This is a genomic window from Pseudomonas sp. KT_2_4 (assembly GCF_041410225.1).
Taxonomy (GTDB): domain Bacteria; phylum Pseudomonadota; class Gammaproteobacteria; order Pseudomonadales; family Pseudomonadaceae; genus Aquipseudomonas; species Aquipseudomonas paracarnis.
Window position 1 is genome coordinate 596,784 of sequence record NZ_CP166962.1, and the last position, 25,595, is coordinate 622,378.

Annotated in this window: 16 protein-coding genes and 2 pseudogenes; 4 read left to right on the forward strand and 14 right to left on the reverse strand. The window is 56.4% G+C overall.

The genetic code is table 11. The features are described 5' to 3' along the window. Positions 1–4 precede the first annotated feature (4 nt). The 12 genes and pseudogenes from AB9N64_RS02640 to AB9N64_RS02695 all read right to left on the reverse strand — a co-directional run. Positions 5–1,522 carry a DHA2 family efflux MFS transporter permease subunit gene (locus AB9N64_RS02640; protein ID WP_014718379.1) on the reverse strand — a complete coding sequence of 506 codons (1,518 nt, stop codon included), beginning with the start codon at positions 1,520–1,522 and terminating at the stop codon, positions 5–7. Further along, entirely contained in the window at positions 1,519–2,586 is a 1,068-nt protein-coding gene (locus AB9N64_RS02645) for an HlyD family secretion protein (RefSeq protein ID WP_014718380.1), read from the reverse strand. The genes AB9N64_RS02640 and AB9N64_RS02645 overlap by 4 nt, the downstream gene beginning before the upstream one ends. Positions 2,587–2,615: 29 nt before the next feature. Beyond that, a complete protein-coding gene (locus tag AB9N64_RS02650) occupies positions 2,616–3,431 on the reverse strand; it encodes a DUF3050 domain-containing protein (protein WP_019820110.1) in 816 nt (271 codons plus the stop codon). Between the two features lie 46 nt (positions 3,432–3,477). After that, positions 3,478–4,437 (reverse strand): fatty acid desaturase, encoded by a 960-nt coding sequence (locus AB9N64_RS02655; RefSeq protein ID WP_371359946.1) that lies wholly within the window; start codon positions 4,435–4,437, stop codon positions 3,478–3,480. A gap of 10 nt (positions 4,438–4,447) precedes the next feature. Next, the gene (locus AB9N64_RS02660) at positions 4,448–5,275 is read right to left on the reverse strand and encodes an SDR family oxidoreductase (RefSeq protein ID WP_014718383.1); all 828 of its coding nucleotides are present in this window, start codon (positions 5,273–5,275) and stop codon (positions 4,448–4,450) included. Then, positions 5,272–6,414, reverse strand: coding sequence for an acyl-CoA dehydrogenase (locus AB9N64_RS02665; protein ID WP_371359947.1), 1,143 nt, complete (start codon positions 6,412–6,414; stop codon positions 5,272–5,274). Before AB9N64_RS02665 ends, AB9N64_RS02660 begins: the two co-directional genes overlap by 4 nt. 3 nt (positions 6,415–6,417) lie before the next feature. After that, positions 6,418–6,861: a type II toxin-antitoxin system RatA family toxin gene (locus AB9N64_RS02670; RefSeq protein WP_019820107.1), complete on the reverse strand. Its 444-nt coding sequence runs from the start codon at positions 6,859–6,861 to the stop codon at positions 6,418–6,420. A gap of 15 nt (positions 6,862–6,876) precedes the next feature. Beyond that, a complete protein-coding gene (locus tag AB9N64_RS02675; protein ID WP_014718386.1) occupies positions 6,877–8,136 on the reverse strand; it encodes an aspartate aminotransferase family protein in 1,260 nt (419 codons plus the stop codon). Next, positions 8,133–9,149: an SDR family oxidoreductase gene (locus AB9N64_RS02680; RefSeq protein WP_371359948.1), complete on the reverse strand. Its 1,017-nt coding sequence runs from the start codon at positions 9,147–9,149 to the stop codon at positions 8,133–8,135. Before AB9N64_RS02680 ends, AB9N64_RS02675 begins: the two co-directional genes overlap by 4 nt. A 230-nt stretch (positions 9,150–9,379) precedes the next feature. Next, positions 9,380–10,108, reverse strand: coding sequence for an AraC family transcriptional regulator (locus tag AB9N64_RS02685; RefSeq protein ID WP_019820103.1), 729 nt, complete (start codon positions 10,106–10,108; stop codon positions 9,380–9,382). A gap of 612 nt (positions 10,109–10,720) precedes the next feature. Then, positions 10,721–10,958 (reverse strand): annotated as a pseudogene (locus tag AB9N64_RS02690) (integrase); the annotation flags it as partial. A gap of 1,400 nt (positions 10,959–12,358) precedes the next feature. Beyond that, positions 12,359–12,528: pseudogene (locus tag AB9N64_RS02695) on the reverse strand (IS66 family transposase); the annotation flags it as partial. A gap of 523 nt (positions 12,529–13,051) precedes the next feature. On the opposite strand from AB9N64_RS02695, the gene AB9N64_RS02700 reads away from it, so the two are divergent. From AB9N64_RS02700 to AB9N64_RS02715, 4 genes are all read left to right on the forward strand, one after another. Next, positions 13,052–14,263, forward strand: coding sequence for an ImmA/IrrE family metallo-endopeptidase (locus tag AB9N64_RS02700; RefSeq protein ID WP_102879539.1), 1,212 nt, complete (start codon positions 13,052–13,054; stop codon positions 14,261–14,263). 2 nt (positions 14,264–14,265) lie between these two features. Beyond that, a complete protein-coding gene (locus AB9N64_RS02705) occupies positions 14,266–15,414 on the forward strand; it encodes a beta family protein (protein ID WP_157815126.1) in 1,149 nt (382 codons plus the stop codon). A 328-nt stretch (positions 15,415–15,742) separates the two neighbouring features. Continuing rightward, the gene (locus AB9N64_RS02710) at positions 15,743–17,713 is read left to right on the forward strand and encodes an ATP-dependent endonuclease (RefSeq protein ID WP_102879538.1); all 1,971 of its coding nucleotides are present in this window, start codon (positions 15,743–15,745) and stop codon (positions 17,711–17,713) included. Positions 17,714–17,715: 2 nt separating this feature from the next. After that, the gene (locus AB9N64_RS02715; protein WP_102879537.1) at positions 17,716–19,602 is read left to right on the forward strand and encodes a UvrD-helicase domain-containing protein; all 1,887 of its coding nucleotides are present in this window, start codon (positions 17,716–17,718) and stop codon (positions 19,600–19,602) included. Between the two features lie 23 nt (positions 19,603–19,625). On the opposite strand, the gene AB9N64_RS02720 is transcribed toward AB9N64_RS02715, so the two are convergent. Together AB9N64_RS02720 and mobH are read right to left on the reverse strand one after the other, a co-directional pair. Then, positions 19,626–23,453 carry a hypothetical protein gene (locus AB9N64_RS02720; RefSeq protein WP_102879536.1) on the reverse strand — a complete coding sequence of 1,276 codons (3,828 nt, stop codon included), beginning with the start codon at positions 23,451–23,453 and terminating at the stop codon, positions 19,626–19,628. 317 nt (positions 23,454–23,770) lie between these two features. Beyond that, on the reverse strand, positions 23,771–25,495 hold the full coding sequence (mobH, locus tag AB9N64_RS02725; protein WP_102880071.1) for a MobH family relaxase: 1,725 nt from the start codon (positions 25,493–25,495) through the stop codon (positions 23,771–23,773). Positions 25,496–25,595 lie beyond the last annotated feature (100 nt).

The following is a 25,595-nucleotide window of genomic DNA, read 5'->3' on the forward strand; positions in this document are numbered from 1 at the left end:
AGATTTATCGACTGATGTGGCTTCTGCGCATCATCAGCACCATGGGAATCCCGATGGCCATCACCGCTCCCAAGGTGCCGAACAGCATGCTGAACGCCAGCATTTGCCCTTGTTCGCGCGCTTGCAGGTAAGGCATCAGGGCCAGGGCTTGTTGATGGCTCGCCAAGCCCAGGGAAAGAAACAACGGGTCGGTTTCCACACCTCCCCAACCACTGGCCACCAGGCTCGATTCGGTGACATGCTCGGAGAGCAGGCGATAGCGTTCCCACGAGAACCGTGTGAGCAAGGTGGCTGCGATGGCGATGCCCACGCTGCCCCCCAACTGGCGCATCAGGTTGAGTACGCCTGAGGCGCCGGAGATCAATGTCAGCGGCAGGCGACGCATCGCCAGGTTGGTCAGCGGCACGAAGATCATGCCCAGGCCCAGGCCGCGGATCACCAAGGGCCAGTACAGCGAGTCGGGGTTACTGTCGAGAGTGAACTGGGTGTGCAGGAACATCGCATAGCAGTACATGACAATGCCCAGGGTGACGAACACACGCTCGTCGATCTTGTTTTCCTGGGACAGCTTGCCGATCACCAAGGTGCTGATGGCGCTGGCCACCGCCCCAGGGAAGATCACCAACCCGCTCTGGTAAGCGCTCTGCGCCAGCAGGGTCTGCAAGAACAGCGGCACCATGAACAACGTGCTGTACAGCCCGAAGCCCACGCAGAAGGCGCAGATGCACCCCATCAGGAACTCGCGGTTCTGGAACAGCGCGACGTTGACGATCGGGTTGGCCACACGCCGCTCCCACCAGAAGAAACCCACCAGGCTGAAGCTGCTGAGCAACAGGCAGGCCACGGTCCAGTTGGACGCCATCCAGTCCCAGTGCTCGCCGCGCTCCAGCAGGATCTGCAGGCTGCCCACGCCCAGCGCCAGCAAACAAAAGCCGCTGTAGTCGACACTGGAAGGCTTTTGTTCGTTGGGCGAGTCGTTGATGCACAGCCAGCACAACAACAAGGCCACGGCACCGATCGGCAAGTTGATCAGGAAGATCCAATGCCACGACAACGTGTCGATCAGGTAGCCGCCGACGGTCGGACCCAAGGTGGGCCCCATCATCACGCCCACGCCGTAAAGCGCCATGCCGCTGCTGACCTTTTCCTTGGGGAACACGTCGTAGATGATTGCCTGGGAAATCCCCAGCAACCCGCCGCCCGCCAGGCCTTGCAGCACCCGGAACGCGACCAGTTGCCAAAGTTCGGCAGACATCGCGCAACCCAACGATGCCAGCACGAACAGCGCGGTAGAGACCAGGTAATAAGTCCGCCGGCCGAACCACGCCGACAGCCAGCCACTGACCGGCAGAATCACCACGTTGGCCACCACATAACCGGTGGAGACCCAGGAGATTTCATCCACCGACGCCCCGTAGGTGCCCATCAGGCTGGGAATCGCTACGTTGACGATGGTGACATCGAGCAGCTCCATCATCGACACCAGCGTGACGGTCAGCGCAATCAGATAGGGCGACTTCATAGCGTGTGGCCGGCGTCGTCAGGTGCGGCCACTTCGACAAACGCGCTCATGCCCGGGCTCAACAGCGGCTTGTAGTCATCCGGCACATCGTGGAGCGCGATGCGCACCTGCACGCGCTGCACCACCTTGGTGAAGTTGCCCGTGGCATTCTCCTGGGGCAGCAATGAGAACTTGGCTCCGGTAGCCGGTGCCAGGCTTTCGACGACGCCGTCGAAGGCGTGCCCGGGGAAGGCGTCCACGGTGACGCGGGCAGTCTGGCCCACGCGCACGCGGCCCACCTGGGTCTCCTTGAAGTTGGCGGTAATCCACAGTGCGTCGGTGGCGATCAGGCTCATGAGCTTTTGGCCAGCGACCACAAACTGGCCGGGTTCCACCTCTTTTTTCGAGACAATGCTGCGCATCGGCGCGGTCTGGCGGGTGTCGTTGAGCTGGATCCTGGATTGTTCCAGCTCCGCTTGCGCGGCCGCGATCCGATAGTCCTGCACCTTGAGTTCGGCTTTGTTGGCCAAGGTACTTTGAGCGGCGGCCTGGGCGTTGCTGCGCGCCACTCCCTGGGCGTGGCTGAGGGCGTCGAAACGCGCCTTGGCCACTTCCAGGTCCTGGGTGCTCAGCACGCCTTGGGCGCCGAGGCGACGGGCACGCTGGTAGTCGTTGCGCGCTTGCTCAAGGTTGGCGCTTGCTTGAGCCAGGGCCGCCTGCGCGGCCTCGCGCATGGCCACCGCGCCGAGCACCTGACTGTCCAGCGCGCCCGGCACGCCTGCGCGCCCGGCGGCGGCGAGCAATGCTTGCCACTGTGCTTCGCGCTGCTGCAACTGATAGCGGTACTCGCTGTCGCGGATCTGAAACAGCAGGTCGCCGCTTTGTACCCTGACGTTGTCCACCACCGGCACACTGATCACCACGCCCGAAAGCTTGGCCCGTACCGGGATGATCACCCCGTCGAGTTCGGCGTTGTCGGTACTCACGTAAGTGCTGGAATACTGCCAGCGCTGCCAGCCCAGAATCAGCAACCCGCCGACCACGACGCCACACAGCGTCAGTTTTATCAACTTGCCTTTGGTCATGTGGTACTCCCTGTCGATGCGCGTTGAGGTCAAGCAGGCTCAGAAACGGTGTGGACCTCCCGCGCAGGACGGCTCACCGTCGGCTGAGCCTTGTCCAGCAGGAACTGATGCACGCCATTCCACAGGTCAATCCGTGAGTTGATTGCGGTTTTCGCACTCTCGACCATGTGCAGGTGTTGCGCGGGGCTGGTGACGATTTCGGCGATGATGCGTTTGGCCGCCGGGCCGTGATCGTCACCATCCATCTCGATGTGGCGCTTCAAGTAATACGTGAGCATCGGTACATCGCGTTCACTGACCGACCATTGCGACAGCAGGCGACCAAACATGTCGGGGATAATGTCTTCACGCCCGAAGAAGAAGTACGCCAGGACCGCTTCGGTGCTGCCGTGTTGTGCAACATCGAGGGTCTGGCACATGAACACTTTGGCGGCCGTCGGAATCTGCGCGTCGTTGAGCGCCTTAGCCAGAGGCACCTTGGCCTGGATGGCGGCCAGGAAGCGGCGGAATACGCTGCTGTCGGCGCCGATTTCATCCATGGCGGCGAGGTACAGGTCCAGGTGGCTGATAAAACCGCCCTCGGGGTGCTCGTCGGTCTCTTCACCCACCACGATTTCGTTGATCAGGCGCGCGGCGGTGATGTGGACCGGCGGTACCCAGGGCAACTCCACGCACGTGAGGTCGCGCTGGATACGCTTGAGCAAGGTCATGAAGTCCCAGACGGCGAACACGTGAAACTCCATCAGGGTGCGTACATCTTCTACGCTGCGGATACTGCCGAACAGTGGGTGACTGAACAGCTGTTCGCGCTCGGTTTCAATGTGGCTGTCGATATCAAAAGGCATGCGTGCTCCTGCGGCCTGAAGGGTCAGGCCCAAAATCCATCGGAAATTAAGGGTGTGTGTCGTTTACCGTGTTTGTACGATAAGGATGGCGACCGGTGGCGTACCGGAAGGAGCGCACAAAGTGCTTTTCCAGCAGGTATTGCCGGCTTTCGTACCATCCCGCTTCCAGCAGTTGACGGTGTACCTTGGGCAGTCGCCAGCAAGGCACCGCGGGGTAAAAATGATGTTCCAGGTGAAAGTTCGAGCCCGCGTGCAGCCAGGTGTTGAGACGCGAAGTGCGTGAACGCGCTGGCGGCAACAGATGGCCTGTGTCGAAAGCATGTTCCTGATAAGCGTTGACCGCCGACAGCAGGAACGCCACCGCCAGGCTCAAGGAAAACCCCAACAACAGGCCGTCGACTAGCCAGATAGCCAGCCCATACAGGCTGAGCCATACAACCTGGCAGGCGATATTGCAGCGGGCCAGCCATTGCACTTGCGCCGAACTCAACGGCAGCGCCGAAGGATTGACCAATGGCCCGAACGCCAGGCGCCAGGTGGTCTGCAGATAACGCAGGGTGGCAATCAAGCGCGACAGGGTGATGCGGCTCGCCAGTGTGTGATAACGCGAAAAGAGCTGGTAGTCCGGGTCTTTCGCGCTGTTGCTGTACCGGTGGTGTTGCCAATGGTCGACGAAGTAACCGGTCACACAGAACCCCGGCAGCAGCGAACTGGTAGCAATGCCCAGGTAGCAACTGCGCATGGGGTTCCCGCTCAGGTTGAAGTGGAAGCCTTCATGCCCAAGGATCGCTTGCAGAAATAACCCATATCCCGCCAATACCACCAATGGCAAACACACCAGCGTCCACAGGGTGGAGGCTGTGTTGGCCACCCACACAAACAGCGCGAGTGGCAGCAGGTACAGGCTCAAGGTGTAGGCGATGATCAGCAAGGATTCCCCCGACCGAGCCTTGAACAAGGCACGGTCGAGGCGGACCTGGGGCTTGGGGTGTAGATGGCTGGCCATTGGCGAGGGCTTACTCGATCAGTTCAGGGTTGAGCACCAGATGACCGCCACGCGTGAGCGTACGCAGGCGCATGGCGATAAAGGCATCGACCACGCTCGGCACGCTGCGCGCGGTGTACATGGCCAGCGTGCCCATGAACGTCAGCCCCCGGTTGCGCAGGCCATTTTTCTGGCAGGCGCGCACCAGGCCGTTCGCGGCGGCATCCAGTTTTTCTTCCAGGGACAGCAGGGTCTTGTCACCCCACTTGAAGGTCACCAGGCGTTTGACCGACAGGCCCACACGCTGCGCGGGCAAGTGGATCGCCGTGTCGATGAACCCCGGGTACACCGTGACCACGTCAAGCTCCCCGCGATACTGCATGCGCAGCACATCCGAATAAGCGCTCAGCGCCCGTTTGCTCGCTGCATAGGCGGCCACGTAGGGCGCATTCACCAGCGCGAACAATGAGGACACGTTGACCACTTTGCCGCGCTTTCGCAGTAGCCCCGGCAGGAACCCCGAAGTCAGTTGCCAAGGCGCGAACAGGTTGACGTCCACTGCGCGGGTCACCTCATCGGTGACCCCGGTTTCGCCGCGTTCCAGTGTCAGGGTGCCGGCGTTATTGACCAGAATGTCGATGTCGCCGAAATCGGTGCTGATAGCGCTGATCACGTTGGCCACGGCGTGGCGGTCACACAGGTCGACTTGATAAAACGCGTCCAGCAGGCCGCTGTCTTGCGGTGCGAGGATATCGAGGCCAATCACGGTGGCGCCCAGTCGCTTGAGCTTGCTGGCCGCGGCGAAACCCAGGCCGCGCGCGGTACCGGTGATAACAATGGTTTTTCCGAGCAGGTTCATGAGTGCGCTCCGGTCATGCTGAAGGTTGATGCGGACAGGTAGGTGTCAAGGTTGGTCGCCATCGAGATCCTGGCCGGTGGATGAAATTGCAAGCCGCGGCAGGCCATCAGTCCGTTGGAACTCAGGTTGCTGGTGATGAACGCCATCCCGCCCAACATGGCGTGGGCCTGGTCGGAGAGCTGGGCAAGCCGTTGCTCGATGCCATAACGCACCAGCAGCAGACGGGCCAACACGTCAGGCAAGTCCTGTGGGTTACGCTCGATATCCAGGGCCGCGCCTTCCAGGGCACTGATCGCCAATTGCAGGTCGGCTGCCAGGTCCACGCGGTGATGCGCGGTCCAGCGAGCGGCGTCTGTGACCGACTCGATCAGGCTGGCGCAGGCACCCACATAAGATGCGCAGATCAACAGTTCGAACCAGATGAAACCCACGGTTTGCACGTCGGCCAGTTGGTGCGTGTAACCGGCGGAAAACACCATGCGCTCGGGCACCAGCACTTCGTTGAGGCGTACTTCGATGCTTTCTGCGCCGGCCAGGGCGCTGTTCTGCCAGAAAGGATTACGGCTGATGCCCGTTGCAGTGGCCGGAATCAATGCGACCATCAGCTCTTCGCCACCAGGGGTTTGGCGGATATAGCTGGCGGTGAGCAAGTCCATCGACTGCCCAAGGCAGCAGGGCTTCTTGCTGCCGCTGAGTAACACCCCGTCTGGGGTGTGCACTGCCTGCATGGCCGAGTCGAGAATCCCCGCTCCGGAGGTGCCCTCGGCAAACCCCGAAGACAGCAGCAAGCGGTTTTGCGCGACGGCGGCCAGCAACAGGCCTTCGGCGCCGCCGCCGTTTTGCGTGAGTGCCAATAGGCTCGCCACGGAAAACTGGTGCATGGTGCTGGCCACCGCCAGTGAGGGCGAGCGGGCGCCCAGGGCGATCTGCACATGCACCGCGTCAAGGATGTTCGCGCCCAGCCCGCCGGCTTCACGGTTGACCAGCAGACCTACCGGGCCATGTTGCTTGAACAGGGCGATGACCTCGCTCTGTGGCGCTTCGCGCTGGGCACTCGGAATGGCCGCCAAACGCTCGTCAAAACCCGGGGCGTAGCGTTCAAGCAAATCGCGTGAGCGATTGAGTAACGACAGTGACATGGTTCAGGCCTTCAAGTAGCTCGCCGGAAACAGGCCGGTGATGATCGAGTGGATGTTGTCCCGGATAGCTTGTTTAGCCACAGGGTCGAGCATGTCCGCGAGCATCGGCAGGCCCAGGTCGAAGCGTGATTTAAAGGTGATGATCGCGTCTTTGCCATCCGGCAAGACGTGCCAGGTGCCGGAGAAGTGATCGACGTCGCCGGCCATCTGCTCGAAATGAATCTCTCGGGTGTCGGCATTGAAGGTGTCACGCTCCTGCCACTTGAGAATGCCGCTGTGGAAGTTGACCTCCCAGGACGTGAACGACACCTGGTCGCTGACCTTGTTGATGCTGATATTGCGCACCGATTCGCAGAGCTCGACGTAGTTGCTGAAATCGCTGATCACCGCAAATACTTCATCAGCGCAGGCATGGGGGATATGGGCCTGCACGTTGACTTCTTGCATGGGGGAAAACTCCATTTAAAGGGATGGCATCGAAGTGGTCAGCGCCTGGGCGAAGCCTTCGATCAGCCAGTTGCAATCCTGGGCCGTCAGCAGTGGCGACGGCGTGAGCCTTAGCACCCGGTGGTCATTGAGCGAGTGGCACACAATGATGCGTTGCTCGATCAGCGCCATGACCATGTTGGCGGCGATTGAGGCCTCGGCGAATTCAAAGCCCAGCAGCAAGCCCGCGCTGCGCAGTTGCACGCGTTCGGCCAAGCCCTGTTGCTGCAACAGCGCGCTGAAGCGGGCGTGCAGGTCCTGGCCGAGCAGGCGGGCACGCGTGACCAGGTCTTCTTGCACCATCACTTGCAGCGTGGCCTGCACAGCCGCCATGGCCAGCGGGTTGGCGCCGAAGGTCGAGGTATGGACCGTAGGGTTGCGATTGAACGGCGCGTAGATCTCGGCGCGGGCCACCATGGCGCTCACCGGTACGCAGCCGCCGGACAGGCTTTTACCCACCAGCATGATGTCGGGCACCACCTGTTCCTGATCGCAGCCCCACCAATAGCCGGTGCGACCCAGGCCAGACTGGATTTCGTCGATAATCAGCACGGCGCCATATTGATCGCACAGTTGGCGCACGCGCCTGAGGTAGCCGGATGGCGGCAGGATCACCCCCGCTTCGGCCTGGATCGGTTCGAGGATCACACAGGCCTTATCCGGCGATGCGCGCAGTTGCTGCTCCAGCGCGACGCTGTCGCCAAACGGCACGAACTCGCTGTTGCTGAGCAACCCGCTGAAAGGCTCTCGGTAGCTCTCGCGGCCAGTGACCGCAAGGGCGCCGAGGGTCTTGCCGTGGAAGCCGCCGAGCGTCGACAGCGTGCGGCGGCAACCGTTGAGGCGGGCGAGTTTCAAGCCGGCTTCGGTGGCCTCGGCGCCCGAGTTGCAAAAGAACACATAGTCAAGGTCACCCGGGCACAGTGCCGCCAGAGCGTGGGCAGCAAAGGCCTGTTGTGGGTTGAGCAACAACTTGCTGGCCAAAGCGTTTTGCTGCAGTTGCCGAGTAACCGCTTCCACGACGACCGGGTGGCCGTGCCCGAGGAAAAACACGCCATAGCCGCCTGCATCCAGGTATTGGCGGCCTTGCTCGTCGTAGATGTAGACGCCACGGCTGGACTGCTCGATTGGCAGGTTCATCAGCGACGCGAGGCGTGCGTAGCCTGAGTTGACGTGCTGGCGCAGGTATTGGTCGACCTGTGCGGCGTCGAGAGTAGGTTCGATAACAGTGTGGTTCATGCCACGCTCGCTTCTGTGGGCGTTGTCACCGGCTGCTTGAGCATGCGCGTCAGAGCCCCCAGCTTGGGCGCCAGGTGGTTGAGCGAGAGCAGCAACTCACGGCTGACATCGCGTTGGCTGAATGCCGGCTCGCCGAGTAACTGCGGCAATGAAGTGGGCAGTGGCGTGCGCAGGCAGGCATAGCGGCACAACTGGGTGGCACGGGTCAGGGCGGCCTGGATATTGCCGCTCAGCGCCGGTAGAAATACCGGGCGGATCAACCGTTCATAAATGTCCGGCGCCATGCAGCGTGGCCGTGTGAAGGGTCGTTTCTGGGTGTCCATGGACTGGCACATCAGGTCCAGCAGACCCGTCAGATCCAGGGCCTGCGGGCCGCTGGTAAGAAAATAATCGTCGCCGATCAAACGCTGGTGCAGCGCGTTGGCGATCGCTCGCGCCGCGACGTCACGGGCGATCAGGTCGACATAGCCAGCAGGCGGGCAGGGCACGATGGGCAGCACGCCAGACATCATCAGCCCCATGGTCATATGGAAACCCTGGAAGTTGGGCATATGCCCGGTGCTGGCGTCGCCAATAATGATGGACGGACGAAAGATCGACACGTCGATGCCGGCCGAGCGCACCAGGGTTTCGGCCTGGCGCTTGGCGACTTCGTAAGGCGTTTCTGCTTGTACGCCTTCGTAATAGTCGCAGGGGTGAGTAAAGGCGGTGCTGATGTGATACAGCGGCACCTTGGCTTGCTGCACAAAGGCCACGACGTTTTCGGTGCCGAGGTAGTTAACCGAAAAAATCTGGTCGATATCACCGTCCAGGCGCGTCACCGCCGCGGCGTGGATCACCCAGTCGACACGCTCAACCAGCGCCGCATAAACGTCGCTGGCCAGGCCCAGGTCAGCGCTGCAAATATCACCCTTGAGGACTTCCACTCGGGGATCGCGGATACGGCTTTTGCGCGCCAGGCAGACCAAGTGAAAGTCCTCTGCCAGGCAGTCGATCAGTGACTCACCGAGCACCCCTGAGCCTCCAGTGAGAAGGACGGTTAATTTTTGCTGTGCTGACATGTAGGGCGCATCCTGCGGATTCATCGAAAGAATTCATGGTGCGTTTCGCCGAATCGCAGGCACAGGTGCCCCGGGCGAACACTCTTCTATTCACTTTCGGTGGCGCTGAGGTGCTCTGGGAGCCGGTGCTCAGCGCTTAACGTGGTCGCGAATAAGATGCGATTGATATTGGCGTTTTGATATCAGCGCGTCTTGAACGAAACGCTTGTCTTACGCAAAACCTCGGCGGCGGTGCGCGGCGTCATGCCAATCATGCGGCGCATCATGCGAGCCAGATGCGCCTGGTCGGAGAAGCCGCCGTCGGCAGCGGCGTCCGACAACGTCGACCCACCGGCGAGGGATTTGGAGGCGCGCTCCAATTTGTTCCAGATGATCCATTGGGAGAGGGAAACACCCATCTGGTGGGTGGCGACGCAGCGCAAGCGCGGGCTGGACAACCCCACCGCTTGGGCTGCGCGACTGACGCAACCAGGGCCGTCGCGGTCAAGGCGCAAAATATTCAGCGCTTTGTAGAGCCTGTGGTCGATCGGCGGGGTAATTGCCAGCAGCCGCGAGAGGGCGTCGACAAAGTGCGACAGGGACGTGCTCCGGCGAAAACACTCCAGCAGTTCGTCACTGGCCAGGGCGATGCCATCGTCTTGCAGCAACGCATTGAGCGCACGGCCCAACGCCGTGTCCGGGCTGACATACAAAAATGCCACCGGATGACTTTCGGCCACGGCACGGTGTTCGACGTTGGGACCGATGATCACGCCTGCCGCACGGATCACCTTTCCCGGCAGCTCCAGGGTGGCGGGTTGGCCTACGCCGATGCACAGTTGGATGGCGACATGGGAGTGAGCAGTGTTTTGATCCGCACGGCCAATGTAACCGGCCCATGAGTCGCCAAAAGTAACGCTGCCATCCCACATTTGAAGTCTTCCTTGACGTGTTGGGTGATTGTTCGACGCGTGCAGGGTAGGCCTGCGCGGGTCTGGATTCAAGCGTGGGTTACCGACATAACGCCGCACGCATGCCGGACTTTCGACGCTTAGAGGCTATCGGGTCGCCAAAGGAGCCCGCTTTGCTCTGCAAAAACGCTTTGACCTGGGGGAGCTGTGAATTGGGCATGGGATCAATCGCTGGCATAATGCCTGCTTTTACCGCAAGGACGCACGGACGCCATGTTAAAACCAGCCTACCTTCTTTTGTTTTTCTTCACCCTCGCGGGCTGTCAAAGCCTGCTTCGACCTGCTGATTACGATTCCCTCCACGTTGGCTTTCGCTGCATGGGGCTTGCCGGTATAGAGCCCTTCAACCGAGACAACTTGCCCGTGGTGATTGTGCCAATTGAACCGCTCCCTGAGGGCCCTCCTGAATGCGTACCTGCGGGTGCACAAGTGCGTAAGCGCACCCTGTTCTGGTGGCTGCTGGGAGTAGGCGCGGTCATTGCCCTGACGTGTGGGGGCTGGTGGTGGGTATAGCCGGTATCCACCGTTCTTCTTTTCGTGTTTGAACCCCGTAATAAACAAGTACACCGTCAAGAGCAATTGAGCCCGTGCGTACACTGCTCCGAGCGCAGCCGGCATTCGGTGGGATAAAGACAGTTCAAGCACGATAGGATCTATACCCAAATGCTCGTGTGCAAAGGTCCTGTAGGGCACGAAAGCCATGGGCCGTCATGTTGTACTCCGGCCAGATGCGCTGAAAAGACTTGAGCATAGAGGTCGGGTTTATGGGACGTCCCGGATAGACCGGAGAGACGAACACCCAGCCTTTGCCTACTGACTGCGCAATCGTTGGATTTAGACAGACGACGATGGACTGAAATAACCAATAAATTATTGTTATAAAACGGGTTTATGGAATTTAGTGGAATTCTATTACAGGCTATCGGGGTCCCCGAAAAACATTTTGACTGGGCTCTAGGGCGGTAGTTACAGCCTGAAAAAATAGAATTGTGCCCCCAGTTTTGCCCCCGTTCGCACCGGGTGTACAAGCGATCGCGAACGGCGATTTCCAACGGCCTCAAGTCTGGCAGTGCCTGGATCAGTGTATTTCGTTTGGGCTTCGGTGTGGGCTTGAGGTTTCTTCGCGTAAATAAGTCTAGGGTTGTTTGAGATGAAGGTTTGATCGGCCACTTCCATAGCGGCCAGCGGTGCGGTGGCGCCCAATGCCTGTGCTCGAGCATAACCTCGGGCATCACGCCAATCCGCAAGATGCGCAACCACTGTGTGCCGATGGGGCTTGGGGGACAGCTGGGCTTTCAACAATGACGCCGGCATGAGCGGTGAGGTGCACCAAGCCTAATCGGAGCAGGTCGGTTTCGGCCCCTATGCGATAACTGCGTGCGAAGCACAGGAATTTGGCAACCTGGGCCGCGCCAAGGATCTCAACTCTTAGAGTATTTCCGCCTTGGCCCCGTGCATATCTGCCTACCCCAGGTATGGGGTGCTAGGGGTCGAGTGTTCGAATCACTCCGTCCCGACCATATTATTCAATGACTTAGCCCAATCTGAAAAGGTTGGGCTTTTTCATGCCTGAAAAATACTCCCACATTTACTCCCACGGATATCTTGGATCTTAATAGCTTTACCATTTGAGAGGCTTGGTTGTGTTCGAGTCTCGTCCGCTGCGCCATATTTGCTTCCACTAAGGCCCACTTAACGCCTGGAAGCTACGGAAATAGCGGCCTTGAGCCGCTTTTAAGTGGGAGTTTTTGGCGAAGTAGCTTGATCAGGCTGCTTTTGAGCTCAACGACAGGACAGTAGTTGACCGAATCCAACAGTTTCTCAGCGATTGCGAGGTTAGCTGGCTTGTTGTCAAACTGAGTGAGCCAAAGTTTAGCCTTTTCCTGCTCCTTGAACTGTGGCATCGCGGTAATATCTATTGACTGTAAAGCGCCTAGTTTCGCCCCGTCTTCACCAATGGGTGCTGCCTAGGGCACAGAATAGTGAAATCAGGCGGGCGTTGCTTGCCCGAAAATTTCAATGCAAGCAGCCAGTGGTGTATGAGCGCCAAGGCCGCCGATCAGGGTAATGGGTCATCAGGCACGACCTGCGAGAAGCATTGGGCTCGTCCCTGGTGAACCTTGGTGATTTGGTATGCGTCCGGGCCTCCGTCTTGCGTAACTAAGCCGGTTACCATCTGTGCGGTAGCAACTCGGAAATATCACTCGCCCGCTACGTCGGTAGGCGCGTGAGTGCATCCTTCAGATGGCATACGGGTCATGCCCGTTGAACCGTGCCGGTTGGATCAGACTCATGAGCGCTACCGCTCGTTTGTCGCTGGGCAGTGAGCCGTCAAGTGGCCAATTCTTGCGACTCCGCGCCCACGGCCGGATCTGATTGTCGGGTTGTCAGGCACGGTTACCCTCATCCAACCCCCTAAGAACCGTGCATGCGAGTTTCCCAGCACACGGCTGAAGCCTCCACAAAAGCAATATTAACTAAGCGGGGTGCGGGGGGTCTTCCTAAAGGAGCATGTGTTCTGCTAAAACGAATAGCGATGGTAAAAGGCCATGACTTGGCCGTGTTCCCATATTGGGAATATAAATTGACGATGGCCGCTTTCCGACGTATTCTAATCCCAAATTGGGAACACATTTATGTATCTTTTTGGTAGGGACAAGCTCGAAAGCCTTAGGGGGCGAGAGAGGGCTACAGATCTTTGGGTGTCAGCCTGGCTTTCAGAGGTGTGCCATGCGGCGTGGGCCGGACCTGGGGATGTCTTGACGCAATTCCCAAAGGCACTAGAAATAGGCTCTGGTAAATACCGTTTTTCAGTGTCTTCAGGGCTGCATGTTATAGAGGTGTTTGTGAGCTTTCCGCAAAAAGTCGTTTTGATCACCGGTTTGGTAAATATAGAAGATGCAAATGGATACTAGGGTAATTCGCACAGAAGAGCAGCATAGAGCTTACTTGGATGAACTCCATAAGCTCATGACTCTTATGCCGACCCCTGGATCTGAAAACAGTGAGCGTCTTGAGTTACTTATCGTGCTGATAGAGGCATATGAGAGCAAACGCTATCCCGTGGAGCTACCTGATCCCGTTGATGCCATTATTTTTCGTATGCAAGAGAAAGGGTATAAACAGGCCGATCTTATACCCTATTTTGGAACGCGAAGTAGAGTTTCAGAGATATTGTCGAGGAAAAGACCATTAACTGTCCCGATGATCAGAGCCATCTCAATCGGGTTAGGTATTTCAGCAGAAACACTTATAGGTGTGGGTGATTCTGAAAGCCAAAAAACAAAAAATGACATTGATTGGTCCAGATTTCCCGTTAAGGAGATGATTGCAAGGGGGTGGATCCAAAAGTTTGCTGGAAAAGTATCGCGCTCAACTGAGGATATTGTTCAAGAGTTTATATCTCAAATTGGATGGCAGTTCGGGGATACGGCTTTCAAACGCTCACTTGCTGGGGATGCTTATTCACCCACAACTAAATATGCTCTTTATGCATGGCTTGTAAGGGTGATTCAGAAGTCTCGTGAAAAAAAATCTTCAATCGGTGTTTTTAGTGAAAGTGTCATGTCAGCTTCTTTTTTACAAGAAGTTGCTCGCTTAAGCTGGTTTGATAATGGGCCTTTGCTGGCGGTAGAGTTTTTGCAAAAAAGTGGTATCGCCCTGATAGTGGAGCCTCATTTGAAGGGCACATTGTTGGATGGGGCAGCTTTAAAGGATGTAGATGGACAACCTATAATTGGTATGACATTACGTCATGATAGGCTGGATAATTTTTGGTTTACGCTGTTGCATGAGCTTGCTCATTTGTGGAAGCACGTAGGAAAAAATGAAACCTTTCTCGATGATTTGGATGCTACATCTGAAGATAAGAGAGAAGCCGAAGCGAACCGCCTTGCTAGAGAGGCGTTTATTCCCCGTATTTTATGGCGGCGTAGCGAGGCATGCCTTGCTCCAAGTCGTGAAAATATAGATAAGCTATCAAGGGAGCTTAAAATTCATCCTTCTATTATCGCGGGTAGGATAAGAAGGGAGACGGAAAATTATCAGTTGTACAATGACCTGATCGGGCATGGGGATGTAAGACGTTTGTTTTTTAATACTTCAGAAGGTGAATGAAAATGCAATCAACTTATATTCCAATACTCAAGGCTAAAGAAGGAGAGTTAGACGCGTTAGGCTGCCTTTTTGAGAGCACAAGGAACAATCTTAAGCCTTGGTTTGACGTACCTCAGATTACAGACAAAGACAAGGAAAAGTTTAAAGGAAAGAATGTCTCAGTTGTAGAAGCGTTTCTTACAAATATTGCTCATGCCATCTCTAAAGTATGGAAGCACAGGGATGCTTATGTAGATTTGCCTCTATGGGCGCCTAACGCCCAGACTGAAGGTGGTGAACATGTAATCCAGTTTTTTTGTAAGCAAGCAGAACATTTTGGAGTGAGAGTTACTCCCGTTGTGGATTGTATGCGTTGGGATGATCCGATATATGTATACGCATTCAAAGGATTAACTCACAAGGCAGATAAGGAGGTCATTCTTAGGCTTGTGATGAATGTTGACTCTGCGGAAGAGATGGCCGAGGAAGATGAGTTTTTAGCCAGGCTGGAAGATATTGCAGCTACTCTTAACTATGATCCTCGTGCGACAGCAGTTATGATCGATTTTGGTGATGTCACATCCGCAAAGTATGAGATCCCAAAAATAACCACGCAGGCCGAGCGTGTAATTGAAATTTTTAGGCGTGCTGGGCATCAAAAATTTGTCGTCTCGGGTTGTTCAATAGGTGCTTATATTTCCTCGGTTGTTCCATTACCGAGCACAGAGAAAACAGTTCCTCGCAAAGAAATGCTTGCATGGAAAAGTATTGTTTCTCTGCAAGGCTTTAAAGATGTAGGTTTTTCCGATTATGGTGTGAGGGGTCCTGGCTCTCTAGTATCGGGTGGGGCAGGCAATCAGAACGGTAAAATTAGATATACCATTCAGGATGGCTACTTTATCGCCCGAGGCTATCAATTAAAAACTGGTGAGAAGGGTGGTCAATACTATGGCCTTGCCCAGAAAATTATCGATTCTGGATATTATGAAGGGCCGGAATTTAGCTGGGGTGACAAAGAACTCCTAGATTGTAGCCACTGGGCGTTTAGAGGGTTGGCATCAAAGTGGATTGCTATTGATACTACTCACCATGTTGAGTATGTTTTGAAGGAAGTTGAAGAGTTTAAAAGGCAGCGTGTTATTGTTGAGGCTAGATCAGTTGCTGGTGTTTGATTTGAGTTTTTTAAGGCGTTCTAATATTAATAATAAATTTAGAGGTGCTGAGTTTCTTGCTCAAACGGAGCATCTTTAGGGGGGCTTCTGCGATTATATCTGGATTTGCGTGTGATGGCTAAAGTACAAGACGGCTTCATAGCTTCCAACGGCAACACCAGTATGCCTGAACGAAGCCAATGTCTATTGGCTCAACAAGGCCTGGAATGATTTTCAGCGGTCTGAGTTGAGTATTTACCGATTAATCGATCGATCTATCGGTACCGCACTTGACCATCAAGCGACTACACCAAACAATCGAGACTCCAAGTCTGGAGGTCGTATAGATATGTTCATTGAGCGGCTCAATCTGATCAATTTCCGATGCTTCGGTCCTGAGGCGTTGACGATTGATCTCACGCCCGGTCTCACGGCATTCATAGGCGTCAATGGTGCAGGCAAGACCGCGGTGATGCAGGCGCTTCAGCGGCTCTTCGGCATCACCGGGGAGCATCGGCGTCTGAGGCTCCATGACTTTCATATTCCCGCCGATGAGACTGCTGCGCCGGTCCAGCGTACCTTTGTGCTTGAGGCAATCATCGCTTTTCCCGAACTGGAAAATGGAGGTGATGGGGTAGCTATTCCGGAGTTCTTCAACCAGATGGCCGCCGACGAAGCAGGCCGGCTGAAATGTCGACTTAGGCTTGAAGCAACCTGGACAGATGACGGATCACTTGACGGGTTCATTGAGCAGAAATATCGCGCAGTTCGTAACCTCGGAGAATTCAACGAGGCTGATTGCATTGAGCTGAAGGCTATCGACCGCAATCGCATCCAGATGATCTATGTGCCCGCATCGCGCGATGGCGCATCCCAAGTAACGGCCTTTCTGCGTGGACGTTTATGGCGTGCAATCAACTGGTCTCAGGGTGTTCGGGACACATTCTCCGAAGCCGGTGCCACACTGAATGGCGCCTTCGCCGGTGAGCCTGCTGTCGACCTCGTTGCAGCCGCTGTGCAGCGACGTTGGCAAGAGGTCCATAACGCAGGTACTGAAACGACTCCACTGTTTCGGCCAGTCGACCTGCGTTTTCAGGAGTTCATCCGAAAGGTCGAAGTAGTTTTCCATCCCGATATAGCAGGCCGTGAGCGCGCGCTCGACGAGCTGAGCGATGGACAGCGTTCGCTGTTTCATTTAGCGATGACGGCAGCAACGCTGGATGTCGAGGGCGGTATCGCCGATGACCCGGAGGCGGCTGGATTCCAGCCTGGCGGAGTGCCTCTGCCTGCATTGACGCTCATCGCGGTCGAGGAACCGGAGAACAATCTCGCTCCTTTCTACCTTTCACGCATCGTTCGGCAAATCGAAGATTTAACGAGCGGGAATCGAGCTCAGGCGGTTATTTCTAGTCATTCAGCGAGCATTCTTGCGCGAGTTGATCCGTCGCAAGTCAGGCATTTCCGTCTCGACCCAGCCAGCCGAACTGCCCGGGTTAGGGCTATTAAGTTACCGATCGGTCAGGAGGAAGCATCGAAATTTGTGCGAGAGGCCGTCCGCACCTACCCTGAGCTTTACTTCGCCCGCTTTGCGGTGCTTGGGGAGGGCGCCACCGAAGAAGTGGTGCTGCCACGCCTCGCCGAGGCGATGGGCTTCGACATAGATCGTTCCTTCGTTGCCGTCGTTCCCCTCGGTGGGCGGCACGTCAATCATCTGTGGCGTCTCCTGGCTGATCTCGACATCCCCTACGCGACGCTCCTCGATCTTGATTGGGGGCGTGACGGCGGCGGATGGGGCCGCATCAAGACAGCATGCGCCCAACTTTTAGAAAATGGTGTTTCGCCGCAGGCAATCTTCGCACAGCCAGACCCTGCGGGGCCTGCATCAAATCTGGCTGTCTTTGATACGCACCTAATAACAGACTTCGTCGGTTTGACTAACTGGGCCACTTCATTGCGACGATTCAACGTGTTTTTCTGCTCTCCTCTGGATCTTGATTATTCGATGATGCGTGCCTTTCCTGCTGCGTACCAGGTTCTTGAGCCCGGTCGACTGGGGCCGTCGCAACGGGGTGACCCACGTACGGCGGTGCTGGGCGACGAAGGTCAAGGCTACCTCTATGGTGCAGACCAAGATCAACTCTTGCGATGGTATCGCTATCTTTTCCTTGGGCGTGGTAAGCCCAGCACGCACGTCCGTGTTCTTAGTGCGCAGACATCCCAGGATTTAACAGCAGGCGCTCCAGAGGAGTTGCGGGCGATTCTGACATCCATTGCTGCCCGTCTAGCGCCACCTGTACCACCCGCACCGCCAGTGCTTTGATCATGCCAATCATCCGATCACAAGATTGGCGACCACGAGGTATAGATGACCTTGAGCCTGACGCGTGGCGCGCATTGCGCCAAGCCGGCTCGACCTGCGTTATAGCCGGTCCGGGCGCAGGAAAGACCGAGTTTCTCGCACAACGCGCCGTTTACCTACTCGAAACGGGGTTATGCCCAGCGCCTTATCGCGTCCTGGCAATCTCCTTCAAGAGCGATGCGGCAGAAAATCTCGCCACACGGGTTCGCAAGCGGTGTCCGGCTGAACTGGCTAACCGCTTTACTTCGCTCACCTTCGACGCCTTCGCCAAAGGCTTGGTTGATCGGTTCTTGTCAGCTATTCCCGCTCACTGGTGTCCGACCCGTCCATACGACCTCGTATTCCCCACTCGTCGGCAGAAAGAGGGGTTCTTGAACCTTTCCAGCAACACTGCTCCCCCGCAATGGCGGACTGAGATCGCGGGCTTTCACGCTGAAAGTTTTGAAGCTCGCCATGTCGGTGCCTACCGTCTCCCTATCACGCAACAAGCGCCGCAATCGGGTGCGGAGTTCATCATCCAGCGCTGGTTGGCAGGACAGCTAGCAACGCAGCCCCGGTCCACCCTCACATTTGTAATCATCAATCGATTAGCTGAATTGCTCTTGCGTTCCTGCCCGCACATACGGCGCGCACTCCAGTTGACCTATCCGTTCGTCTTTGTGGATGAATTTCAGGACACAACCTTCGCGCAGTACGACTTCCTGCTCTCGGCATTTAGCGGCGGCGAAATTGCTGTGACGGCGGTCGGAGATGACAAACAACGCATAATGACTTGGGCTGGTGCACGAACCGATGCCTTTGAGCGGTTTGCGATAGATTTTGCTGCTACTCGCATTCAGCTACTTTTCAATTTCCGATCCTCGCCAGATCTCGTCCGAATCCAGCATGTCGTCGCAAGAGCGCTAGATCCCCATAGCGCGCTCACTGTGGCCCAGGCTGTGCGGCAGGTCGACGGCGATGTCGCCCAGGTTTGGAATATTCCGACGATTTCGCGCGAAGCCGAATACCTTGCGCGGTGGCTCGCGACCGATATGGCAACGCGCGGCCGTGCACCTCGAGATTACGCAATCTTGGTCAAGCAAAAGTCCGACGATGTCGAGGCCGATCTTGCTGCGACGTTTGCCCAAGCGGGCCTACGACTGCGAAATGAAAGCCACTCACTCGGACGTACGACTCTGCAGGATCTACTCTCAGATGAGTTCGCTAGAATTGCGATCGGCTTATTTCGACTCGGTTCAACGCAGCGCGCTCCGGACGCATGGCAAATATGCTCTGCTGCACTCTCGGCAGTGCGAGCGTTAGCGGACGGTGACGACATCACCGAAGCACGCACTGACGCCGAGCTCACAGCCTTCTTGGCGACGATGCGAGCGGAGATGAGAAACACTCCCCCGACGGAGGTGAGTGTCACGACCCTCGTAAACCGAGTACTGGCATTCCTGGATCTCTCAGCAGTAGCGCGAACCTACCTTGAATATTCATCAGGCGATCTGCTCGCAATCATGGTCGAAGCCTTCCAGTTGCATCTCGCCGCTTCGGCGAGGGGGGCTGCGAACTGGACGATCTGTCTGGATGCCTTTGAGGGCCTCGAGCAAATTCCACTGATGACCGTCCACAAGAGCAAGGGACTCGAATACGACACCATTGTCTTCGTCGGCCTTGATGATCATGCTTGGTGGGCACACACACCGGGTAACGCCGAAGGCCTTGCAACTTTTTTCGTGGCACTCACACGCGCCAAGCAGCGCGCGATCTTTGCTTTCTGTCGAGAGCGCGGCCAGCGGCGTCGTGTGGCCGAGCTGTATCAGCTTCTGAGCGACGCTGCCGTTCCCGAGATCACTACAGACTAGTGCCGCGCCTCAAATGGTAGGCGTCATGGTCCAATCCAATCAGTTGGGGGCCAAGGTGCGTAAGTTTGCGTGCGCAACTGGGTGGCATTGTTGATTGCCTGATGCCGTCGTTGTTCTAGAAGTGCCAATAACTCCGGGCTGGTGATACCTAAGGTGGTGAACCGCCTCTGCAGGATGGAGTAAGTATCGGCGAACTGTCCGTTCCATTTGTCGATACAGATCTCAAGGATGGAGGCGAGATGCGGACCATGAAGGTCGATGCCGGGCATACCTTCTTTTAATGCTGCTGTGAATCTCAACAAGGCCCCATCTTCCTTGAACACCTCCCAGAATCCTCGTTGATCCTGTTTCTCTACTAGCCAATCGTCCAACTCGCTAAGATCCCGCAGGATCACCGGCCCCAACACCAGTACTTTTTTCAGCCAACGTTCTCGCGTCTGTGGATCGGGCGCCCGACCCAATAGCAGCTTCCAGCTCTGTGGCAGAGGGTTCCCTGAGCGCGAAGTGACCCGAATCAGAATGTCGAGAATTCGTTCGCTGTCAGAGGTGGCATTTGCCCGGATCAGACGTGTCACGACTTGGTCTGTCTCATGCCAACCTTCGCTGGCCAAATGCTCCCACATGTCATTGAATAAGGCATGCTCTGGTAGGCTCGCAATCAGTTCGAAAACAGGCATCCAAATGTGCGAATTGGCTCTACCGATACCGAGCTGACCCAAAGGACCTCTGACGCCGTAAAATATGTCCATCACCGCCTCAAGTAGTGGCAGTGGCAGCTGTTCTACAAGCTGTTTTGGTGAGGAATCGACCGTCAATCCCGAAGGAAGAATCTGGTGCAGTACAGAAGACGGGGTTTGACTTAGCATCAGCAACGCCGCAGATATCCATCGGCTGTCCGGGCGTGGTTCGAGACAAACTTTCATAAGCTTCTGATGCTCAACATCTGTCAGCTGCTCAACGTGGTGTATCAAGTCTGCAGTGAACGCCAGTACCGCTCCCGAGTCCTTGAAGGCGAGCAGGTGTTCAATGCGCGACTTTCTCAGCTCTGGATGCATCCTTGTGGCATGCATCAAAATCTCGACAACACCTAGGGCAAAGTCTGCAGGAATACGCTGATCGTGAAGCATGCGCTCGAGCCAACCGGTCCAGGCATCGCAGATGTCGATCATCTCGGCAGGTTGCAGATATTTTGTTGACTGAAGACAAACATCGTGGAGCCGAGCGTCAACGATTGGTGCGTTGTGTGGGAGCGAGCTCAATGCAATCGGCATCAGCGTGGCAAAGATCCGCCAGGGAGTCTGCTTTCCCGTGTGCTCCACACGACCGAATAGCAGCAACTTCGCGATGACGACTGTTGCTGCGCTGGGGACGCCAACTTGTCTTGCCAAGCCTTCCAGAATTAGCGTTCGCCGCGGTTCTGTCCATTGGTTCCAGCCTTTAACCGTTCCTTTAAGAGCTGCAAGCGCTACCAGTGGATGGTCCTCGCGGAAAATGCGCAGTATGACCTCGTCGTCGTCCGCTCGCGGAAACTGCAGCCACAGTTCGACTGCTTCCGCGCGAATTACGGCCTCATTGAAACTAAGCAAACGGCCCATGCTGCCTAAGGTCATGGTTTCCAGGTTGTCTTTGTAATAACTGAGCACTCGAGCTGCCTGCTCAGGCGTTGGTAACGGGCTGTCCTTAGCTCCCCATAGGTCTAGCTCTCCCTCGTCCAGTGACGGCTTCGCTCCCCAGTTCCCAAGGTTACGAAACCCCTGTCCGGCCTCGTCTGACAGGCGCGCCTCACCGTTACGCCATTCCATGTCATCGAGGGTCAAGTAACTGACTGCTGACACCCACTGAGGTAGCCGATGGCGTACATCAGCCTGAAGTACGCTCAGGTGGCGAAGTAGAAAGTTGAAACAAAGGTCACGAGTCGAAGGAAAGACCGATTTCAATCCACGCTCGGCGTAGTCGACTATTTGCTGGCGAGCCTCAGGCAGTTGAACGAGGCTCTGGAAAACCCAATCGAGGTTACGTGCAGTGGCGCGAGATGTGCTTGGTATCCAACAGAATAAGCCTTGGGCAATCACTTTGGTGACCCGGTCGACGTTGAACGAATTGACGTCGTCGAGACTAGCCTCTGCAGCCGAGCGATAAAACGGGTGACTGAACGCAATATTTTTTTGTGCAACTACCTCAATGATCCTCTTACTGGCCAGCGAGGCGAGTTGTGCCTCTTTGTCCCTGTCTTGAGGAATGGATGGCATTGCAAGTTGCTCTAACGGAATACCGAAAAGATCATCGAACAGTGAACCTGCGGCTAAGATCGCGGCTTCTGAGTCCTCGTTTTGTTTGTCCACCAAAACGGCCAGCATCTGTGACGAAATCGGCTCGCTGACACTGGAGGCGACAGACATTCCCAATAGGATGCTGCTAAACCCTTGCTCCGTGAGAGCGTGTCCGAGGCTAGCTGCATCGACCCTCGCGAAACGGTATAGGTTGTCCAGGTCACAGCCTCCCTCATACTCGTAATGGTGGCTGGCCAAGTGGAGCAAGCAACCGGGCTCTAAATCCAAGGCCCCTTGGTCAACAGCATTTTGCACGTATGAGCGAATGGGATCGGGGACTTGCTCCGTAGATGCAAACTGACTCCACAGCTGTCCCTTGAAAAGGCTGCCGGACTGGCCCAGATCCCACCATTGGTGACCTGCCGTTTTCAGAAGATTCAAGTTCGCTTTGCGACTGGCGGTCAGCAGATGGTTTTCCACTTGGGCGACGATCAGTTTTCGCCGAGTTCCTCGGCTTAACTCGATTGTCAGTTGCTCGAGTCGACGAAGGACCCTTACCGGCTCGACCACCGAATGCGTTCCACCGAGAGGGTCGTCCAATACCACCAACCGACTCGCTGTACCTGGTTGCGATAGAAATCGTTCTGCGTCGTCGATATCAGAGTACCGTCGTACTTCATACCCGAGCTGCTCGAACTCTGCAGCGACCCAGCGCGCAGAAGAGGTTTTACCGACTCGTGGCAAGCCCGAAAGCAGCAGTACGCCATGACGAGACAAGTGAGTGAACCATGCCTGCTCCTGGCCACGTGCGACATAGTCCGTGGGGCGGATGCTCAGGGGAGCAATGGTGTTGAGCAATGCGCGTACTTTTGGGAATGAGTCGATCAGGTGGGTAAGGCTTTTCGATGCGCTAACGATCTCCCGTAGCTCAAGAATAACCTGGTCAATTCGATCATCAGGGACACGCCAAGACCGCCTCAAATGTTCGGAGCAGCTCGCTAGCAAAGAGTTGTTGCTCACCCGTTCAAGGATGATCAGCCGTTGAAAGGCATCGCGTATTTCCGATGTTGAAAGCTTCCCGGCCAGCGTCAGGCAGTGATTCTTGCGCTTGATTGCCAAGTCCTTATCGTCCTCATGGGGCGAAGAACAGCTGGACCATACATCAATGAATGCCTGGGCATCCGTCACCTTGATCGGCTTTCCGTGACTGGCGCCCAACCAATCAGGTGCCACGGAATAAAGCGCCGTCTGATCATCGCAACGACCGGAGACTATGAACAGCACGGTAAGCTCTGGGTCGTCCAATAAACGCTCGAGCAAGGTGCCGTTACTTTTCCGTGGTGGGCAATGAGCCAGATATTTGGCAATGTCCAACAGCTTGACCGGTAGCTCCGACCCTTTGATTTGGATTTCTACCCGGCGGCCTGTTGCTGTGCCATCAAATCGGATCTCCCCGTCCTCTCCACCCAGAGGTTCGACGTAAAAGTTCGCTTGAGTTTTGTTTTCGAAGCGCAACATCATTTCCAGGCAGGCCAAATCCTGAAAGTTGAACTTCTCGGGTGCAGTGATGGCGATGGTCATGGAGATGGTTTACCGACGAAAAGTCTGAACAGTGACAACGTCACGGTTGTCGCGGGAGCGATTTTGATCGCTACAGAGCATACAAGTCGGTGGGCGGACTTGAAACCCGAGATGGGGTCTCTTCCTGCAAAACATTTAGGTCGTCTGTCAAGATCATCATATCTCTTCTAACGATTGCTCTTGCCGTGCCGGTGATCTGCATCCTGACGTGGTACCTCACCAAGAGTACTTCCGGATTTATCACCCAGCGTCTTGGATAACGAAGGCGTCGATGAGGCAGTCTCGCGCTTCGACCCGAAATGAGATCCTTGGGGGATTTAAGCTTTCTCAATTTTAAGAAAGGGATTATCGGGTGGTATCCATTCAAAAAATAGCTTCGGTTCCTCAATCAGATATCCCTTCAAAGTGGCTGTTTTCCTGGGGCCGTGCACTTGGCACGTCCAGATATTCAGACCGTCCTCACGCTTCCTGTGGATCTTCAGTTTTTCAAACTGCTTCTGTACCCAGCGCCATTTTTCAGTTTCTTGATCGGCCCCCTGTGAGATACCAGGAAACTCCTGCGCGTAGCGTTGGAAGAGGCCAGGTGTGACCAGTAATACGCTGCCACTCACCGTGTGGATTTTGGCCTTGCTGTCATTGATGATCAGCTTATGGCTGAGGATGCCTTCCTTGAGCCAATTCAGGAATGCCTGACCAGGGTTGTCCGATGGGGGATTTGAGATTTCGAGGGTGCCTGCTGACGATGCGTTGCTGGCCTCAGGCTCTTCCAGCTCGAACATATCCAACAACGTTCCGAGATAGTCAGCGTCTTCTATCGCCCTGGGATCTGCCAGCGAAGAGCTTTGACGCGATCCTGTACTGACAGTCTCGGGCGCTGCTGGTGATGCCGGAGTGTCAGTCGGGTGGTCATCGAGTGCCACGCTCACCGTTCCGCTGAAAGTTTCGGGGCGGTCTTCGCTTCCCCAGATTAATGCCGGCTGAAGCCTTAGAAAGGTGAAGCTCTGCTGCCAGTTTCCCTGTGCCACGAGCGCGGTCCAGATGGCTTTGCCTTCGGGGGTAGACTCGACCAGCCCATGCGATTGTAGTTCGTCGAACACCGCGATGTTGGATGAGGGAATGCCCTCTATCGCTTGCGACAGCAGATAGGCTCGCAGCTTGTCCGTGACCGTCTTGCTGACCAGCCAGAGTGCGTCCTGGGTCAGCCATCCCGCGGCACCCGGCTGGTTGAGTTTCAGCTCGTGCTGAACCAGATGACGCAGTCCGCTGATCAAGTGATGTTGCAGCGAATGAATCGGCGCTTGCAGCGCCTTGCTCGGGTTACCACCGATGTTCTGTGCGGTGGAAACTCGGTCGGCCTGCATCACCAACTCACCGAGCACGCCGGCACGTTCGTACTGGCCCGCCAGGACATACAGCAGACTGGCCCACAGTGGCGGAAATCCACTGAGCCAATCGAGGATTGGGCGGTCGAGAATTTGGGTGTAGAGCAAGCCTGCGGCGGCGCCGTGCAGGTGGTAGTCACGACCCTTGATGTAACGAAAACGGTAGGGCTGATCCAGGGAGCCCTGCCAAGGATGCCAAACACGGCCATCCTGGCGTTCGACCAGCAGGTCCACGGCGATCTTGCCGATGTCATGCAGCAGGGCGCCATAGGCGATGCCAGCCGACCAGGCATCGGTCTGGGCGGCTTGGTCTTCGGGCGCGGCGCCGGTGGGAAGCAGATACGACTGACGCAGTTTCAAACTGCAAGCGACCAGCTCCAGGCCATGGTCGAGCATGCCACCGAGATACGCATGGTGGTGCGTCTCGCTGGCCGGGAGTTGCTGGACCTGTTCGGCGTAGCGATGGATCGGATTTAAGTAGAGCTGGGTGAATTGGACGTGGGAGAGGGCGGTGTATTGCCAGATGCGATCGAGTAACTGACGGCGGTGCTCCACTGCTAAGAGGGTATGGGCTGACTCGATGGACAGGTAACCTTCGGCGACGTTGACGGTCGGTGGCGGAGGGGGCTTCTGCCTTTTGTGGCGAAACAGACTGAGCATCGTGACCTCCGGAAGTGGCTGGGTCATCGGCCTTTTAGCCTTTTCGGATAGCGCTCTTACCCTTGAGTGCCCATTCCCTTCCAACCCTTACCCGTCCTTT

What these genes read in the sequence shown, in the direction of transcription:
- AB9N64_RS02640 (WP_014718379.1), bottom strand. Translation starts at nt 1,522, where the DNA reads ATGAAGTCGCCCTATCTGATTGCGCTGACCGTCACGCTGGTGTCGATG.
- AB9N64_RS02645 (WP_014718380.1), bottom strand. Translation starts at nt 2,586, where the DNA reads ATGACCAAAGGCAAGTTGATAAAACTGACGCTGTGTGGCGTCGTGGTC.
- AB9N64_RS02650 (WP_019820110.1), bottom strand. Translation starts at nt 3,431, where the DNA reads ATGCCTTTTGATATCGACAGCCACATTGAAACCGAGCGCGAACAGCTG.
- AB9N64_RS02655 (WP_371359946.1), bottom strand. Translation starts at nt 4,437, where the DNA reads ATGGCCAGCCATCTACACCCCAAGCCCCAGGTCCGCCTCGACCGTGCC.
- AB9N64_RS02660 (WP_014718383.1), bottom strand. Translation starts at nt 5,275, where the DNA reads ATGAACCTGCTCGGAAAAACCATTGTTATCACCGGTACCGCGCGCGGC.
- AB9N64_RS02665 (WP_371359947.1), bottom strand. Translation starts at nt 6,414, where the DNA reads ATGTCACTGTCGTTACTCAATCGCTCACGCGATTTGCTTGAACGCTAC.
- AB9N64_RS02670 (WP_019820107.1), bottom strand. Translation starts at nt 6,861, where the DNA reads ATGCAAGAAGTCAACGTGCAGGCCCATATCCCCCATGCCTGCGCTGAT.
- AB9N64_RS02675 (WP_014718386.1), bottom strand. Translation starts at nt 8,136, where the DNA reads ATGAACCACACTGTTATCGAACCTACTCTCGACGCCGCACAGGTCGAC.
- AB9N64_RS02685 (WP_019820103.1), bottom strand. Translation starts at nt 10,108, where the DNA reads ATGTGGGATGGCAGCGTTACTTTTGGCGACTCATGGGCCGGTTACATT.
- AB9N64_RS02700 (WP_102879539.1), top strand. Translation starts at nt 13,052, where the DNA reads ATGGATACTAGGGTAATTCGCACAGAAGAGCAGCATAGAGCTTACTTG.
- AB9N64_RS02705 (WP_157815126.1), top strand. Translation starts at nt 14,266, where the DNA reads ATGCAATCAACTTATATTCCAATACTCAAGGCTAAAGAAGGAGAGTTA.
- AB9N64_RS02710 (WP_102879538.1), top strand. Translation starts at nt 15,743, where the DNA reads ATGTTCATTGAGCGGCTCAATCTGATCAATTTCCGATGCTTCGGTCCT.
- AB9N64_RS02715 (WP_102879537.1), top strand. Translation starts at nt 17,716, where the DNA reads ATGCCAATCATCCGATCACAAGATTGGCGACCACGAGGTATAGATGAC.
- AB9N64_RS02720 (WP_102879536.1), bottom strand. Translation starts at nt 23,453, where the DNA reads ATGACCATCGCCATCACTGCACCCGAGAAGTTCAACTTTCAGGATTTG.
- mobH (WP_102880071.1), bottom strand. Translation starts at nt 25,495, where the DNA reads ATGCTCAGTCTGTTTCGCCACAAAAGGCAGAAGCCCCCTCCGCCACCG.